18 protein-coding genes and 1 pseudogene are annotated in these 13,627 nt (G+C 41.9%); 11 read left to right on the top strand and 8 right to left on the bottom strand.

The window, feature by feature from the left end; translation table 11 throughout:
• Positions 1-80 precede the first annotated feature (80 nt).
• The 3 genes from FTT77_RS03150 to FTT77_RS03160 all read left to right on the top strand — a co-directional run bounded on the left by FTT77_RS03150 (position 81) and on the right by FTT77_RS03160 (position 2,854).
• Positions 81-1,109 (top strand): DUF4062 domain-containing protein, encoded by a 1,029-nt coding sequence (locus FTT77_RS03150; protein ID WP_180108801.1) that lies wholly within the window; start codon positions 81-83, stop codon positions 1,107-1,109.
• A 65-nt stretch (positions 1,110-1,174) separates the two neighbouring features.
• Positions 1,175-2,197: a ferrochelatase gene (gene hemH / locus FTT77_RS03155; RefSeq protein WP_180108800.1), complete on the top strand. Its 1,023-nt coding sequence runs from the start codon at positions 1,175-1,177 to the stop codon at positions 2,195-2,197.
• 12 nt (positions 2,198-2,209) lie between these two features.
• Positions 2,210-2,854, top strand: coding sequence for an MBL fold metallo-hydrolase (locus FTT77_RS03160; RefSeq protein WP_180108799.1), 645 nt, complete (start codon positions 2,210-2,212; stop codon positions 2,852-2,854).
• Positions 2,855-2,954: 100 nt separating this feature from the next.
• Here FTT77_RS03160 and FTT77_RS03165 read toward each other — a convergent pair whose 3' ends face one another.
• Positions 2,955-3,140 (bottom strand): DNA gyrase inhibitor YacG, encoded by a 186-nt coding sequence (locus FTT77_RS03165; RefSeq protein ID WP_078189771.1) that lies wholly within the window; start codon positions 3,138-3,140, stop codon positions 2,955-2,957.
• A gap of 83 nt (positions 3,141-3,223) precedes the next feature.
• Between FTT77_RS03165 and FTT77_RS03170 the strand changes: the two genes are divergently transcribed.
• From FTT77_RS03170 to FTT77_RS03180, 3 genes are all read left to right on the top strand, one after another.
• Entirely contained in the window at positions 3,224-3,874 is a 651-nt protein-coding gene (locus FTT77_RS03170) for an SAM-dependent methyltransferase (RefSeq protein ID WP_180026647.1), read from the top strand.
• Positions 3,875-3,880: 6 nt separating this feature from the next.
• Positions 3,881-5,086, top strand: coding sequence for a TIGR03862 family flavoprotein (locus FTT77_RS03175; RefSeq protein ID WP_180108798.1), 1,206 nt, complete (start codon positions 3,881-3,883; stop codon positions 5,084-5,086).
• Between the two features lie 73 nt (positions 5,087-5,159).
• Positions 5,160-5,570 carry a GFA family protein gene (locus tag FTT77_RS03180; protein ID WP_180108797.1) on the top strand — a complete coding sequence of 137 codons (411 nt, stop codon included), beginning with the start codon at positions 5,160-5,162 and terminating at the stop codon, positions 5,568-5,570.
• Positions 5,571-5,698: 128 nt separating this feature from the next.
• Here the strand turns inward: FTT77_RS03180 and FTT77_RS03185 are convergent, their stop codons facing one another.
• Both FTT77_RS03185 and FTT77_RS03190 read right to left on the bottom strand, forming a co-directional pair.
• A complete protein-coding gene (locus FTT77_RS03185; RefSeq protein WP_168377944.1) occupies positions 5,699-6,274 on the bottom strand; it encodes a hypothetical protein in 576 nt (191 codons plus the stop codon).
• Positions 6,275-6,283: 9 nt separating this feature from the next.
• Positions 6,284-7,060: a class I SAM-dependent methyltransferase gene (locus FTT77_RS03190; protein WP_180108796.1), complete on the bottom strand. Its 777-nt coding sequence runs from the start codon at positions 7,058-7,060 to the stop codon at positions 6,284-6,286.
• Positions 7,061-7,176: 116 nt separating this feature from the next.
• Between FTT77_RS03190 and FTT77_RS03195 the strand changes: the two genes are divergently transcribed.
• From FTT77_RS03195 to FTT77_RS03210, 4 genes are all read left to right on the top strand, one after another.
• Positions 7,177-8,448, top strand: a complete 1,272-nt coding sequence (locus FTT77_RS03195; RefSeq protein ID WP_180108889.1) for an alpha/beta fold hydrolase — start codon at positions 7,177-7,179, stop codon at positions 8,446-8,448.
• 124 nt (positions 8,449-8,572) lie between these two features.
• Positions 8,573-8,764, top strand: coding sequence for a hypothetical protein (locus FTT77_RS03200; protein ID WP_078189765.1), 192 nt, complete (start codon positions 8,573-8,575; stop codon positions 8,762-8,764).
• 97 nt (positions 8,765-8,861) lie between these two features.
• Positions 8,862-9,815, top strand: a complete 954-nt coding sequence (locus FTT77_RS03205; protein ID WP_180108795.1) for a 2-hydroxyacid dehydrogenase — start codon at positions 8,862-8,864, stop codon at positions 9,813-9,815.
• A gap of 56 nt (positions 9,816-9,871) precedes the next feature.
• The gene (locus tag FTT77_RS03210) at positions 9,872-10,297 is read left to right on the top strand and encodes a hypothetical protein (RefSeq protein ID WP_180108794.1); all 426 of its coding nucleotides are present in this window, start codon (positions 9,872-9,874) and stop codon (positions 10,295-10,297) included.
• A 15-nt stretch (positions 10,298-10,312) separates the two neighbouring features.
• On the opposite strand, the gene FTT77_RS03215 is transcribed toward FTT77_RS03210, so the two are convergent.
• The 4 genes from FTT77_RS03215 to FTT77_RS03230 form a co-directional block, all read right to left on the bottom strand.
• Positions 10,313-10,822: a hypothetical protein gene (locus FTT77_RS03215; protein WP_180108793.1), complete on the bottom strand. Its 510-nt coding sequence runs from the start codon at positions 10,820-10,822 to the stop codon at positions 10,313-10,315.
• A 111-nt stretch (positions 10,823-10,933) separates the two neighbouring features.
• The gene (locus tag FTT77_RS03220) at positions 10,934-11,422 is read right to left on the bottom strand and encodes a hypothetical protein (RefSeq protein WP_180108888.1); all 489 of its coding nucleotides are present in this window, start codon (positions 11,420-11,422) and stop codon (positions 10,934-10,936) included.
• A gap of 261 nt (positions 11,423-11,683) precedes the next feature.
• Entirely contained in the window at positions 11,684-12,331 is a 648-nt protein-coding gene (locus tag FTT77_RS03225) for a hypothetical protein (RefSeq protein ID WP_168377940.1), read from the bottom strand.
• A 352-nt stretch (positions 12,332-12,683) separates the two neighbouring features.
• A complete protein-coding gene (locus tag FTT77_RS03230; RefSeq protein ID WP_078189759.1) occupies positions 12,684-13,073 on the bottom strand; it encodes a hypothetical protein in 390 nt (129 codons plus the stop codon).
• Positions 13,074-13,231: 158 nt separating this feature from the next.
• Here FTT77_RS03230 and FTT77_RS03235 point away from each other — a divergent pair, with 158 nt between their 5' ends.
• Positions 13,232-13,537 (top strand): DUF262 domain-containing protein, encoded by a 306-nt coding sequence (locus FTT77_RS03235; RefSeq protein ID WP_180108792.1) that lies wholly within the window; start codon positions 13,232-13,234, stop codon positions 13,535-13,537.
• On the opposite strand, the pseudogene FTT77_RS03240 reads toward FTT77_RS03235, so the two are convergent.
• A pseudogene (locus tag FTT77_RS03240) lies at positions 13,518-13,627 on the bottom strand (IS982 family transposase); the annotation flags it as partial. The gene FTT77_RS03235 and the pseudogene FTT77_RS03240 overlap by 20 nt on opposite strands.

A 13,627-nucleotide genomic window follows, 5' to 3' on the forward strand; every position in this document is an offset into this window, starting at 1 on the left:
TTTGGGGTAGTCATGCTGTATGTTTCAGCAACCACTTTTTTGAGTGCTGGATATAGCGTGCAACGGGAAGAGGATCTCTAATGCTCGATAAGCGTTATCAAGTATTCATTTCCACATCTGGCAGTGAAATGCAGCCAGAACGGATCATATTGGCACAGACTCTTGTAGGGATGGGTTTTTTCTCTTGGGGGTTGGAACAGCGCACACCATTAAGTACGGCTTTTGCGCGTCGTCAAATTGATGACTGTGATTATGTGGTGATCTTACTGGGTAGTCAGTATGGCGAGCAGTCTGTTTCAGGTGTGGGTTATATGCACCTTGAATATATTTATGCAGTGACGAAACAAAAGCCGGTCATTGTGTTTATGCATGAAGATCCAAATTCACGTGATCTTTCTTTGCATGATGAAAAGCCTGAGCTACGTGAAAAATTCAAAGACTTTCGTAAGCTATTGCAAAATGAAGTGGATCAAGTCTTTAGCTATCGAACCTTGCGTGATTTAGAAATGGCAGTGCGATTGAACATGCCGCAAATGCTAGAGCGCTATCCTGTTTCAGGTTGGGTTCGTCCGCAAAATACCCAAGCTTTGCATGATGAAATTGATCGCTTAAAAGCAAAATTGATACAGCTCGAAACAGAATCAGGAAAACGAGAAGTCGACCCATTCCTGAGCTTACCGAAAGTGTCTATGCATGAAGTGTTCTCTTTTGAATATCGCATGCATGCCTATCAAGACGGCAATTTTAAAGAGCTGAAAGTTCAGAAAAAAATGACTTGGGCACAGTTGCTTTCGATTTTAGGTTCAACTTTTGTCAATCCGACCCCAGAAGAGTTTTTCTCTAAACGCATGAATGAATTTCTAAACGAAACAGGTTTGGAAGATGCCCGCGTTGAAATGCCTCGTGCGCATGCGGTTGCTCGTGCTCAGGTGAATATTCGGGCTTTGCATAGTATCAAGAGTCAAATGCGTCAAAATGATTGGATCATTCCAAATGGACGTGATGACCGTCAACGCATGTTGTGGCAAGTGACCTCGAAAGGTCAAAAACTACTGGAAAGTAATTTGTTGGATAATGAACGGGTTTTCCAATTTAAAACTGTATATTAATCTGTTTTATAAAATAGATAAAAAGCTGCTACATTAGCGTCATTCAAATTGATGGAAAAAGTGTAATGTTGTCTGCCGAAAAAGCTAAAGTCACCATTATTCTGGCGAACTTAGGCACGCCTGATGCACCTTCTGTGCCTGCGGTACGTCGTTTTCTGCAACAGTTTTTATCTGATCAGCGTGTCATTGAAATTCCAAAACCGATTTGGCAATTGATTTTGCGTTTGTTCATTTTGCCATTTCGACCAAAGCGTGTGGCGCATGCCTATGAAATGGTTTGGGGCAATGATTCGCCTATGCGTGAAATATTGTTGGCGCAAGTTGACGCTGTAAAAGCACATTTAACTCAAGCGTATCCAGAATTTGAACTGAAGGTGGTTCCTGCCATGACCTATGGCAATCCAGGCATTCAAGCAGCTTTAGATCAATTGGCACAGCAGCCACAAGACCACATCGTCCTGTTTCCACTATTCCCACAATATTCAGCAACATCGACTGCACCGCTATATGATGCGATCGCACAATGGATTCCGCAGCAACGCAATTTGCCGGGTCTGAGTATTATTCGTGATTACTATCAGCACCCGCTATTTATTCAAGCTTTAGCGCAAAGTGTGCGTGATTATCAAGCGGAGCATGGGGTCGCGGATAAGTTATTGATGTCTTTTCATGGCATTCCACAGCCTTATGCAGACAAGGGTGATCCCTATGCTGACCGTTGCCGTGTAACAGGACATTTAGTCGCGCAAGCGCTTGGTTTAACTGAAGATCAATATCAAATCAGTTTCCAATCTCGCTTTGGTAAGCAAGAATGGGTGAAACCTTATACTGATGCCACTTTGGACGCATGGGGCAAACAAGGCGTGAAATCGGTACAGGTTATGAGCCCTGCATTTTCAGCGGATTGTTTGGAAACGCTAGAAGAGTTGGCGCTGCAAAATGCTGAAATTTTCCAAGCTGCAGGCGGTGGTGAATATGGTTATATTCCTGCATTAAACGCGCGGGATGATCATGTCGCATTGCTCAATTTATTACTTCAAGCTAATCTTGATGCCTTAAAGCAAACATTAGCCCATTCATCGCCTTGAGGTTTTCGCCCTATGTTGCAAGTTAAAATCGTGCCCGTTACGGCATTTCAACAAAACTGTTCCATTGTTTGGGACTCTGAGTCGAAAGAAGCGGTCTTGATTGATGCAGGGGGAGAGCCTGAAAAATTAAAAGCCGAAGTTGAAGCGCTCGGTTTAACGGTCAAAGCCTTGTGGTTAACGCATGGCCATTTAGACCATGCAGGTGCGGTTGGGGCATTAACCCAAGCTTGGAATGTTCCAGTGATTGGCCCGCATAAAGAAGATGCGTTTTGGTTGGACATGATTCAGGAGGTTTCTGCGAAATACGGTTTCCCGATCCCTGAAAATGTCCATGTGACCCAATGGTTGGAAGGCGGCGAAACCTTGAAGCTGGGTGCTGAAGAGTTTGAAGTTCGTTTTGCACCGGGGCATACACCGGGTCATGTCATGTTCTATAACGCAAAATATGCCGTGCTCTGGACGGGTGATGTGTTATTTAAAGGCTCGATAGGCCGGACAGATTTTCCACGCGGTAACCATCAACAATTACTCGAATCTATTCAGCGTGAATGCTTTAGTTTACCTGACGATACTCAGTTTATTTCTGGGCATGGGCCAATGAGTACCATTGGCTATGAAAAGCAGCACAATCCTTTTGTTGCGGGTAAAGCTGGTTAAGCAATACGCTTTAACTTGATTGGGTAAAATAAAAAAAGGTCTACATGGTTAGACCTTTTTTATTGGAACTTTTTTATATTTAAATTTGAGCTAAACGTATTTAGAACTGATCTTCCTCACGGCCACCATCAGCTTGAGGTGCATCTTGGGTTGGCAGGCGATATTCGTCATTGGCCCAAGCACCAAGATCAATCAATTTGCAGCGATCTGAGCAAAACGGGCGATATTCATTATTTTCCCAAGTCGTCAATGCGCCGCAGCGTGGACAATTCATGGTGGTGGGCATGCTTAACTCCAGCAAAAACGGATGATTCAATTAGGCAAATACAGTCGCAGTTGTTAGACTTATGCCGTTCTGTTTAGTTTGATCTGTTTATGCCTATTCGTCAATTTCAAGCGCAGCGTATGCGAGCTCCCCGTGATTTTCAGCCGATTGATTCCACGCCGATTTGTGTGGAAATTGGGGCTGGTAAAGGTAAACATGCATTATTGTTTTCAGCCAATCACCCTGAATTTCAATTGATTGCTGTTGAGCGGACACGTGAAAAATTTGTGGCAATGCAAAAGCAGCATCAACTTGAAGGGCAAAGCAATTTAACTCCAATTCACGCTGATGCATTGCCTTGGGTAGTACATGCCTTACATCCTGCGCAAGTACAGCAATTCTTTATTTTGTATCCAAACCCTGAACCGCATAATCCTGCACAGCGCTGGTTAAATATGCCGTTTTTTGAATTTCTATTGTCGCGTTTGCAGCCGGGTGGTCAGATTACCTTGGCCAGTAATATTCCTGAATATATTGAGGAAGCGCAGCAGCAGTTAATCGATGTTTGGAAGCTACCTTTTGTCAAAGAACGCATTGCAGAGACTTCAGCACGCACGCATTTTGAAATTAAATATCTAGAACGCGGTGAACTCTGTCAGCAGCTAATCATTACCAAGCCTGTAGATTACACCACACGTTTTGATGATTTTCAGCCGCTACAAGGTAAGCAACCCACCGAAGCATCTGCGGAATAATTGGGCATGACTCAGCGTATTGCAATCATTGGGGCAGGGCCTGCGGGATTGATGGCTGCGGAAGTGCTTAGCCAATTTGACTATGACATTCATGTTTATGAGCAAAAACCATCGGCAGCCCGTAAATTTTTAATGGCGGGCAAGACGGGGCTGAATATTTCGCATGCAGAACCCGTTGAACAATTTGTGCAGCGCTATGATCAAGTGGAATGGCTGAGTCCATGGGTTAAGCAGTGGGATGCAGCATGGATTCAACAATGGATGATGGGACTGGGTATTGAAACCTATATTGGTTCATCGGGTCGGGTCTTTCCTATTGAAATGAAAGCTGCGCCTTTGCTGCGTTCATGGTTAAAACGTCTCAGTCTCGACGGGGTGCAGTTTCATTATCGACATCAAGTTTTGGACTTACAGTCCAATCAGCTGACAATTCAAAACCTTGTTGATGAATCAAGCCAAGCGTTTGGCTTTGATGCGATTATTATGGCATGTGGGGCTGTGTCTTGGTCACGTTTAGGCAGTGATGGCGCATGGCAAAAATGGCTTCAGCGTGAGAGCATTGAAGCTTTTCAGGCCAGTAATGCAGGTGTGGAACGCGTTTGGTCGAAGTTCATGCAGCCTGTGTTTGGACAGCCCTTAAAGCGAGTCAATGCATGGGTCGATCAAGCCGAGCCGACCCAAGGCGATATCATTATTTCACACTATGGACTGGAAAGTGGATTAATCTACAAACAAGGTCGAGCTCTGCGTCAACAGGTGAAATCTGCTCAGCTCATGCAGCTGACTTTGGACTTATTGCCAGATCAAAGTGTTGAGCAATTGGCAAAGAAACTACAGCCTTCAAAGAAGCAGTCTTTAACCAATGTTTGGCGTAAAGCCGGTTTAGATGTGGCGAAAGCTGCGCTGGTCCGTGAACTGGTGGATAAATCTTTATGGTATGAGCCGGCCTTACTTGCTGCGAAAATTAAGCACTTAGATATTCAACTTGATGGATTTCGCCCGATAGATGAGGCGATTAGCTGCGCAGGCGGTGTGAAGCGTTCAGTCCTAAATGATGGCTTACAATTGAAGAGCAATCCTGCAGTATTTGCTTGCGGTGAAATGTTGGATTGGGATGCGCCTACTGGAGGCTATTTACTAACAGCCTGCCTTGCAACCGGTCGAGCAGCGGGTGAAGGGGTTCAAAACTATCTGGTTTCTTTGCAGAGCTAAGCGCTTCAAATTGTCACAATCTTGCTGAGGAGTTGTGATATTTTGAGATGAAATTCTTCTAAGAAAGACCACTATGCGCGTACAAGAACAATATACCGGAAGCTGCTTGTGTGGAGCGGTTTGTTATGAGATCAATGGTCCGGTCGGTGAGATCGTGCAATGTCATTGTTCTCGGTGCAGAAAAGCCAATGGTACAGCATTTGCGACCAATGCCCCGATTGCTAAAGCAGATTTTAAAATTGTAGCCGGTGAGCAGTTTCTGAAACAGTATGCGTCTACCGCTACCACACAGCGCTGTTTTTGTAGTGAGTGTGGTTCACCAATCATCAGTATTAAGGCTGAAACGCCTGATTATTACCGTCTACGAATAGGAACCTTAGATACACCTCTGACACAGAAACCAACCTGTCATATCTTTGTCGCATCCAAAGCAGAATGGGATGATATCGCAGGTGATTTACCACAATATGCTGAACGACCATAGCGCAAATCAAGATTGAGCAATCACCTCAAGGGCATGAATTTGCCCTTGAGGTTGAGTTTTAAGCTCGTGTCACCTTCTCATTCATCCATGTTGAATTTGGGTGAATAGATTGCAACAGGGTTGGAAGATTAAGGCTGTCGAGTTTTTTGTAGTTCAGGATATTGTTCCTGCCAATGTCCCAATTGTTCTTGTGCATGAATAAACTGACCGAGACCTTTGACACTATCACTAGGATTTTTTAACTCACCATCGGCTGCTTGATTTTTCTCACGATAAATTTGTGATTGATTGTCCCAGTACTGATACATCAAACCTTGAATATAACGGCCTTGCTCAGTTTTCATTTCGAGTTCTTTGAGCATATTCAGCGCCGACTGGATGTTGTCACGCTTACGCTGTGTGGCAAATTCATCAGTGAGTTTGCCTTCCTCACGCAGTTTCATCAGCTCATCTTCCATCTCATCGCTAATTTGACTAAAGCTCTCGTCATATTGCGTCAGAAGCGTGAGGTCGTGTAGATCATCTGGGGTCTTGGCAAAGTTTTTAATAGGATCACTATTCAGTTCTTTCATGATTTGATCATCGGAACTGATTTCACTATTTTGTTCCACCGTTTTTGATGATTTTTCACATGCAGTGAGTCCTAGCACCGTACCCATGAGGAAGATGACACTGAGTTTTTTTAAAGAGATTGGCAAGAGCATAATCGTGTCCTAATGTGTTTTTCTAAAGATATAGACATGCGTGATATAGGGAAAATCAATGAAATCCTGCGCAGTCTTTTGGGTTGATTCAGCCACGATATTTTCAAATTGTTGTTTCAGTTTTTGTTGTTCATCCATGCTTAACGCTGCAATAAAACTGGTGGACAATAATCGTTTGGAAACCACGTGTTCCACTGTACCATGATGCACTTGTTGAAAGGTCGTTTCGGCAATTAATTTAAATGTTTGCTGCTGTGCAAACACTTTTTGCCATTGCCCACTATGATAACGTGGTGTGTCACCTTCGAGTACACTCAAGATATCAGCGAGTTGTTTGACCCAATTGACTTGGATATCACGCTGGTTCCAAATCAATACAAGATCCCCATGGGGAACTAAGATACGACTGATTTCATTGAGGGTTTCAGGGGTGGCAAACCAATGAAAAGACTGGGCACAAAATACCGCTGCCACAGAATGATCATGCAGTGGAATCTGATCACTTTGGGCGGCTAAAGTTGCAATATGCGGATGTTTTTTCTGCAATTGTTGCAGCATTTCATGCACAGGTTCGATCGCGGTGATATTTTCACTGAGTGGGCGAATATACTCGAGAAATTTGCCTGTACCTGAGCCTAAGTCCACCAGATGGGCTTGAGGGGCTAAAGCTAAATGTTGTTGTAGCCACGCACTGATTTCAATCGGGTAGTCAGGGCGGGCTTGTTGATAGAGTTCAGCTGCAGAGCTAAAGCCTTGTTGTGCGGCAGGATGTATTGAATGTGTCATATTCTGCACTTTTTAATCTGTATGGCCTCTATAAAATAGCATATTCGGAACAAGATAAACTTTGAATGCAACAAGGAAGGAAAAGCGTGACGCAACAAGGACTGGAGCAAAGTACAATGGAAAAGCACATCATTTTTGAAGATGATCAAATTCGTGTCATTTTTCAGCCCGGTAGTTCTCGTGAGCTTATTTTCTCCTTCGGTGATTTGATTACCCGTGCCAAGGGCTTGAGCATCAATGCCGAGAAGTCTTTGCAAAAATATGATTTTAATGTGATCGGTGTGATGCCGAAACAAAAATCGTGGTTTCCAGCATCGTCAATGCAACCGATGTATCAAGCCATCAAGCCGATCCTCGAACAATTTGAGATGCGTATTGCCTATGGTGGTTCCATGGGCGGCTATGCTGCCATTAAGTATGCCAATTTATTTGGATTCCATCGTGTGGTCAGTATGGTGCCGCAGTACTCCATAGACCCTGAAGACATTGTCGATACACGCTATGGCATGTTCTTTCAACCTAATCTGCATGCCAATATGCGAGTACTTGCTGAAGATGTATCGACTACACGCGAATATATCGTGGTGTATGATCCTTATTGTCCAGAAGATCGCGCTCACTTTGAAAAACTACAGGCTTTAATTCCGCATGTGCATGTGTTGCATCTGCCGTTTACAGGGCATGATGCCATTGCAGTGTTGGCGAGTTCTGAACTGTTAAATGATTTCTTGAGACATCCTTTTGATGCGCCGTATTTTTATCAAAAAATGCGTCGGGTTAAGAAAAACAGCAAATTTTATTATCGAAAAGTTATCGAAAATTTACTGACTCGCCATCGAGATGCCTTGGGTGAAATTTTAAAAAGTAATTCGTTTCAGCTTGATCCACAATTTTTTGATGCCAAACAAAAACAGACCTTATTACGGGTATTATTTAATAACAAACAAGTCAGTGAGCAAGATCTGCAAAAGTTGGGAATCACGACCTTTTTACCTCAGGATAATCGTAACCTGTTACTCGACCAGTTTGATCATGGTTTAGTGTTTAACGTGATTAGCCAAAAAATTGAAAGCTATGCAGCTGGTGTGATTGCGCTGAATCACAAGTTTTTGATTCCTTTGCAGCCGAAGGGCACAGGCCTGGTATACGTACAAGTCCAAGATGAGCGTTACATGGTGGTGATGAATGACCGTCAGGTAATGAAACTGGTCTTAGCTCAAGATGAGCTTGCGACAGGTATGCATCCGATTTTAATGCAGAAATATGTGGGCTATTACACGCTCAACTATAAAGAACTGCGTTTGAGTAGCGATGAATTTGGTCAAGTCTTCTTTGTCGAAAACCCCGATGCGTCTTGCCAGTTCGTGGTGCAGCCCGAACAGATTTAAGCTAGGCATTTGTTTGAAAATCCAAAGCTTGCTAATTTGTAGGAAGAGATTATGATGAGAGAAAGGTAGTATAAAAAACAACCATACTGCCCAAAACATCATAAGGAATATGAGGGGTATCAGTATGCATTCAACACAGATGCTTGCTGTATTATTCATCTTAGTGCTGACCATGGGTTCAGCCTATGCACAGGGGGTTAGTTCAAGCATACTGATTTTTAGCAGCAGTATGTTGTTACTTACGATACTGACCATTTATGTCATACTCAAAATTCGAAATTCACTGCAACATCATCTCGATAAACCCGCGAAATAGCGGGTTTTTTTATATGCTGTTCGATTGCACTTTGGTGCATCACAGGTTTTAATCATCCACAATCGAATCTTTATAATCGACCAGAAGGGAAGCAGCCATGAAAGCGGTATTTCTAGATTATCAGTCTCTAGATAAACAAGACTTAGATTTTAGCGGACTAGAAGCACAGTTTGATGACTTGAGGCTCTATCCCGCAACAACGGCTGCAAAGGTTGCTCAGCGCATACAAGGGGCTGATGTGATTATCAGCAATAAAGTACACATCAATGCTGAGCACATGCAGCTCAATCCGCAATTAAAACTGATCTTGATTTCTGCCACTGGCACCAATAACGTTGACCTTGTACACGCGCAGCAACAAGGCATCGTGGTGTGTAATTGCCAAGCTTATGGCACCGCTGCGGTCGCACAGCATACCTTGATGTTAATGTTGAACTTGGCGACATCCTTTCGACAGTATGATCGGGCGGTTCAACAGGGAAATTGGCAAAAAGCGGATCAGTTCTGCTTACTAGATTTTCCAATTATTGAGTTGGCTGGTAAGACTTTGGGGATTGTCGGCTATGGCGAATTGGGGCAAGCCGTGGCACATTTGGCTAAAGCTTTTGGCATGAAAATTATGATTGGTGCGCTACCGAATCGACCTATGGTGGCTGAGCGAGTGGCATTTTCTGAGATGCTGGCGCAGGTCGATTTTCTGAGTTTGCATTGTCCTTTAACTGATGAAACTCGTGATTTACTCAATCATGAAAGCTTGGCTCAAATGAAAGCATCGGCCTTTGTGATCAATTGCGCACGAGGTGGTGTTGTCAATGAATCTGCATTAGCCGAGGCATTAAAATCAGGAAAGATCGCAGGCGCAGCAACCGATGTCTTGACGGTAGAGCCACCCAAGCAGGGTAATGTGCTGCTCGACCCAAGTATTCCAAATTTAATCATTACCCCACATAGTGCATGGGGCAGCGTCGATGCGCGACAACGCATTGTGCAGCAATTGGTGGAAAATGTAGAAGCCTTTAAAGCTGGAATGGTAATTCGACAGGTGAATTAAAATCGAGTTTAAGGAACATTATTTTTGAACAATGCTCCATATAAATAGGGATGTCTATGCAGGTCGATCTTGCCAATAAAAAAAGTTTAAGATTATTTTGCATGCTGATTCTCTTTACCGCATGCATCACTTGGGCATGGTACAGTTATGTACTAAATATCAGTGAAAATTATTTATTCCAGAACCCTGATTTTGAAGTTCATAAATTCATGCCGACCTTACAAGTTGTGTTGGTTTCGGTATTTTTTATTGCGCATTGCGTCTTAGCGCTTATTGATTTTTTAAATCGCTATTGGTATTGGGGACTATGGCTTGTTGTGGTGCCAATTATTGTGGGACAGGTCTATTTTTCTGTCTTTGGAGAGGTTGCTCATATTGATCATTTATCAGTCTGGGTTGACTATCCATTTTGCCTGTTGATGCTTATTCAAATCTGTACAGCATCGTTTGTGCGTAGGCGATATCTCAAGCCTAATGCTTAATTTAATAGTTAAATTTCAGCATTTTTTCAAAAATTTAGCATTGAAGTGATGTTTGATCCGCTCAAATTCAAGTTCAGTCTTGATACTGTTTGGCATCATGATTCGTAAATAACTTTTTTCGAGTTTAAAAGGCTCTTTGGTATTGGGTACAGGATTAAAGCCACCATTTGGGTAGATCAAATTTGTCTCATAGGCACGTAAAATCTGATCATTGTGAAAATAATAACTTGTTAGGGATTGATTAGATTCTCCAAAAACATAGAGGTTTATTTTGCATTGACCATCAAGTTGATACAGTGTCGCTTCATTGCCTTCAGTTGACTTGTATTCTTCGTCATCAAGCATTTCTAAGGTTTGTAATAATTTACCTTCAGCATCATGGTTATATTGGTATGAATCGTACAATTGGGGAAAAATAGTCTGCAACTGTGGATAACTTTTCAACAATTGTGGAAAACGTTGTAAGCCAATCACAGAGCCAACGCAGAGCAGAATACCAAGCAAGATACCAAATAAAATTCGCATTTTTTTCTCATTAATTCATTGTTTTTATAGGCATAGGCCAAAGACCAAAAGCATTCAATTTTGGTTTTAAAAAAGCCCAACCAAAGTTGAGCTTTTAAATGTGCTGTTAAATTATAAATCAGTCACTGGATAGGTCGTAGACGTCGAACTCGATGGATAGCTACTTTGTGGATATTGATTATTATTTTGCCCCGCATTATTGCTTGGAGCCGTATTGATTGTATTGCCTGAAGACGGTTCACTCAACGACTGTTGGCTAATGGGCGCAGGTTGGCTAGTTTTACCTGTAATATTTTCACGGGTTTGTTTCAATTTTTCATTGACGTTTTGAGTGGCTTGCTGTGCGCCCTGATCAACCTGTTGCACTGTATTTTGAGTAGCAGTTTTCGTATTGTCCCAAGCTTGGTCAACCGAAGGCTTAATTTTAGAAACTCCACGTTCAGTCATTTCACCAATATTTTTAGCAGCACCGACCACGCCTTCTTGGGCTTTATAGGCCCACACATGCAATAAATTTGGATTATCGCCATAAGGGCTCACAGGTTTTTTCGCTTGTTGCTCAGTACTTTGCGCTGCTGTGTTTTCTTGTGCCCAAAGCATGGGTGTCGTGAATATTAAGCTTAGGCATAACGTTGCTTTTAATGAAATTTTCACAGCTTCACCTCTGAATTTTATAGATTTTCTATCTGATGAACGGTTTTAACGCATTATAGGAAAAATTGCAGCGAAAAAAACCTGCCGTAGCAAAATCAATACAGCAAATGACAGCTTTGTACACGGTTGTATTTTGATGAAGGCAAAAAAAGGCCCACCGAAGGGTGAGCCTACTCTCTGGAGGAGAGGGTATGAAAGCCAGTTTACTTATTTGTGAGCGCCTAAGCTGGCTTCGTGTGAGCTATGTACTTCAGCTTGTGCCACAGGCGTTTGCAACTGCACATTGCTACTGCCACTCACATTGGCTTCTTGACCTTTTTGGAAATTCGCTTTGGTTTGTTGCCATTTTTCACTGGCAAATTGGCGACCTTCCTGAGCTTTTTCACCTAAATAGCTCTTGGTTTGATTAACTTTGTTGTCGACATTGCTTTTACGTTCATCGAGTTTTGCTTTGTCTTTTGCAGCTTTTTCATCGAGCTGTGCTTTGCGCTCATCAAGCTTAGCTTTATTTTGCTCAGCCTTGGCATCGATCTTGGCTTTCGCTGCATCTGACTTTTCATCTTTTGACTGTTTTAGGTCAGCCCATTTATTTTTTGCATCTTGCTTTTTGTCAGCACTGAATTCTTTGGTGTCTTGCCATTTTTCTTGGGTGAATGTTTTGGTCTTATCGACGCCTTTTTCAATTTTGTCACCCGCTGTATGCGCAGACTGATTAATGTCTTGTTTTAGATTTTGCAGTACAGACGGTTGCTGTGTTTCAACTTTCGCATTGGTTTCTACTGCGGTGTTCGCAAATAGTGGAGTGGTTGCGAATAATGCTGCGGTGATCAGTGTTGTTTTAAATAAAGGTTTCATCTTTGCAATTGTCCTCTTTTATTGAACGCTGCTGTTGCACTCAGCATTTGCGCTTTTGGAGCAGAGGACATCTTAAGAGTAAAAAAAAGCAAAAAGTGGTTTTGTGCGATAAGTCACACAATGCAATAACAGCTCAGATACGCGGAAGTTTGAAGTGTGGAAACATGGTTAAGTTAATGCATTATTGTAATTTTATGAAAATACAGTGGCTTATATGTGTTTTGAGCGTTGCTGTGGTGTGGTTCTAGTTACGATTTTCATGATTAAAAATTATGGGTTTGAACTGATTATGATTCAAGATTAAACGAAAAATGAAACCATACCTCCATTTTGGAGATATGGTTTTTATTATTTATTCACATTGTGTAAGCGCATCTTTAGCAAAATGACCACGTAATGCAAGGAAGTTCTTTTGTACATCCGCCGCATTTAAATCAAAATTGTGTGCTGAACTTGTACCATCTTTGGCAAAGGTTGCTGTACCACCTGAAATGAGGGTTAAGCCTTTAAATGACCATTGTTCAACCGATTTTGCTTCTTCTAAATTGCCTGTAAATTCAATCACGCATTTATCCACAAATTTAGTCAGTTTTGCTTTGTTATCTGTGGTATCTGGGTAGACATCAATGTTTTGAACTTCTTGTAATACACCAGTTTCAAGTTGTGGAATCGTTGGTGCAGATGTACATGCAGAAAGTGTTAGACCTGCAAGACCAGTCAAAAGGAATGCTTTCAATTTCATAAGTTTCATTCTTGTTGAGTGTTGTTGGTTTGAGTATAGGGAATTGGTATAAAAATGACTATAGTGATAAGTCACAGTTACATAGATAAAATGTTTTTAGATTTTATTTAGTACTGTTAAGATGTTGAAAATTTGAAATATAAATATGGTTTTTATACATGAAAATCGATGCTGCTGATAAAGATATAAGTGATATTTTAAATATAGGTTACTTTAAAATCCCTCGGTTTCAAAGACCATATTCTTGGGAAGTAGATGAAGTCCAGACCTTTTGGGATGATGTAGTAAATGGAAATGCTGATGAATATTTCATTGGCTCAATGGTGGCCTATCTGATAAGTAAGCCATATTATGGGATAGTTGATGGGCAGCAACGATTAACTACCATTACTCTCATGCTAGCTGTTCTGAGGAATGCATTTCATAGATTAACCCGAATCCTTTTTAAGCCAATGACTGCATAATTTGAATTGTGGGCTTATGCTGCTGAGTTAATTGGTATGCACATAGTGATGCGTAAATACCACTTAAAAAGCCTGAGATACTTCTAGCTC

It is taken from the genome of Acinetobacter sp. YH01010, from assembly GCF_013420775.1.
GTDB lineage: Bacteria > Pseudomonadota > Gammaproteobacteria > Pseudomonadales > Moraxellaceae > Acinetobacter > Acinetobacter amyesii.

What these genes read in the sequence shown, in the direction of transcription:
- FTT77_RS03150 (WP_180108801.1), top strand. Translation starts at nt 81, where the DNA reads ATGCTCGATAAGCGTTATCAAGTATTCATTTCCACATCTGGCAGTGAA.
- hemH (WP_180108800.1), top strand. Translation starts at nt 1,175, where the DNA reads ATGTTGTCTGCCGAAAAAGCTAAAGTCACCATTATTCTGGCGAACTTA.
- FTT77_RS03160 (WP_180108799.1), top strand. Translation starts at nt 2,210, where the DNA reads ATGTTGCAAGTTAAAATCGTGCCCGTTACGGCATTTCAACAAAACTGT.
- FTT77_RS03165 (WP_078189771.1), bottom strand. Translation starts at nt 3,140, where the DNA reads ATGCCCACCACCATGAATTGTCCACGCTGCGGCGCATTGACGACTTGG.
- FTT77_RS03175 (WP_180108798.1), top strand. Translation starts at nt 3,881, where the DNA reads ATGACTCAGCGTATTGCAATCATTGGGGCAGGGCCTGCGGGATTGATG.
- FTT77_RS03180 (WP_180108797.1), top strand. Translation starts at nt 5,160, where the DNA reads ATGCGCGTACAAGAACAATATACCGGAAGCTGCTTGTGTGGAGCGGTT.
- FTT77_RS03185 (WP_168377944.1), bottom strand. Translation starts at nt 6,274, where the DNA reads ATGCTCTTGCCAATCTCTTTAAAAAAACTCAGTGTCATCTTCCTCATG.
- FTT77_RS03190 (WP_180108796.1), bottom strand. Translation starts at nt 7,060, where the DNA reads ATGACACATTCAATACATCCTGCCGCACAACAAGGCTTTAGCTCTGCA.
- FTT77_RS03195 (WP_180108889.1), top strand. Translation starts at nt 7,177, where the DNA reads ATGGAAAAGCACATCATTTTTGAAGATGATCAAATTCGTGTCATTTTT.
- FTT77_RS03200 (WP_078189765.1), top strand. Translation starts at nt 8,573, where the DNA reads ATGCATTCAACACAGATGCTTGCTGTATTATTCATCTTAGTGCTGACC.
- FTT77_RS03205 (WP_180108795.1), top strand. Translation starts at nt 8,862, where the DNA reads ATGAAAGCGGTATTTCTAGATTATCAGTCTCTAGATAAACAAGACTTA.
- FTT77_RS03210 (WP_180108794.1), top strand. Translation starts at nt 9,872, where the DNA reads ATGCAGGTCGATCTTGCCAATAAAAAAAGTTTAAGATTATTTTGCATG.
- FTT77_RS03215 (WP_180108793.1), bottom strand. Translation starts at nt 10,822, where the DNA reads ATGCGAATTTTATTTGGTATCTTGCTTGGTATTCTGCTCTGCGTTGGC.
- FTT77_RS03220 (WP_180108888.1), bottom strand. Translation starts at nt 11,422, where the DNA reads ATGCTTTGGGCACAAGAAAACACAGCAGCGCAAAGTACTGAGCAACAA.
- FTT77_RS03225 (WP_168377940.1), bottom strand. Translation starts at nt 12,331, where the DNA reads ATGAAACCTTTATTTAAAACAACACTGATCACCGCAGCATTATTCGCA.
- FTT77_RS03230 (WP_078189759.1), bottom strand. Translation starts at nt 13,073, where the DNA reads ATGAAATTGAAAGCATTCCTTTTGACTGGTCTTGCAGGTCTAACACTT.
- FTT77_RS03235 (WP_180108792.1), top strand. Translation starts at nt 13,232, where the DNA reads ATGAAAATCGATGCTGCTGATAAAGATATAAGTGATATTTTAAATATA.